Annotated in this window: 1 protein-coding gene; it reads right to left on the bottom strand. The window is 55.8% G+C overall.

All coding sequences use genetic code 11. The annotated features are described in order from the left end of the window. Window positions 1-936, bottom strand: a 936-nt coding sequence (locus ACXJ5O_RS27825; protein ID WP_457302733.1) for an NADH:flavin oxidoreductase/NADH oxidase, incomplete at its 3' end; no start/stop codon positions are given. Between the last annotated feature and the right edge of the window lie 187 nt (window positions 937-1,123).

Here is a 1,123-nt window from a genome sequence, read left to right as displayed (position 1 = left end):
GATATCGTCTGCCTGTTTCGCCTCGGTGATTAGTCCGACCGCAATGACGGGCATTTTCACTTCGGCCTTGATACGCTGCGCGAATGGCACCTGATAGTTGGGTTCAACCGGCATTTTCTGCAAGGGCGAAAGACCGCCACTGCTGACGTGGACGGCGGCACAACCGAGCGCCTCCAATTCCTTCGCAAAGATCACGGTGCTCTCGACGTCCCATCCATCATCGACCCAGTCAGAAGCGGAAACGCGTATCCAGACAGGCTTGTTGGCGGGAAACGCTGCCCGTACTGCCTCGAACACTTCGAGAGGGAAGCGCATTCGGTTTTCCAGACTTCCACCATATTTATCTTCGCGCTTGTTCGAGAGCGGTGACAGGAATTCGTGCAGCAGATAACCATGGGCTCCATGAATTTCGATACCGTCGATACCGATCCTATCGGCGCGTTTCGCCGCCTTGACGAACGCATTCCGTATGCGATCAAGGCCAGCACCATCCAATGCCGTTGGAGTATCATACTCATTCAGATATGGCACTGGCGAAGGGGCCACGGTTTTCCAGCCGGTCGGCTCATTTGGCGCAATCTGTTTGCCGCCTTCCCATGGCACGCGGGTTGATGCCTTTCGCCCGGCGTGGGCCAGCTGCACTGCGATGGGTATCGGCGAATAGTCCCGGATCGCGGCGACAACACGCCCGAGTGCTGCTTCATTGTCATCGGAGTAAAGCCCGAGATCGCGGGGAGAGATGCGTCCTTCAGGCGTTACTGCGGTAGCTTCCGTGACCAGCAAGCCGGCGCCAGACAGGGCAAGGTGGCCGAGATGCATCATGTGCCAGTCGGACGCCGAGCCATCTTCGGCGGAATACTGGCACATGGGAGCGATTATGATCCTGTTTGAGAGTTCGAGCGAATCCAATCGGAGCGGTTGAAACAACTGGCTCATTTATATGACCTCAACTTTTCGAGTAGCTGCGTTGCGAAATTGGGAGTTTCGTCGCAGCAGGTTCTTTTGAATTTGACATTGAACAAATGGATGCTGCCTGCTGGAAGTCAAGTAACGGGTTCGTAATGACCAGAAGCGGCTGGTGCTCGGCAGTGGACACCTGCCCGATTCAGAAAAAGCCCTGACA

Source organism: Phyllobacterium sp. P5_D12 (assembly GCF_054049495.1).
The sequence above is the reverse complement of the archived record's forward strand: the minus strand, read 5'-3'. Positions and strand labels throughout refer to the sequence as shown.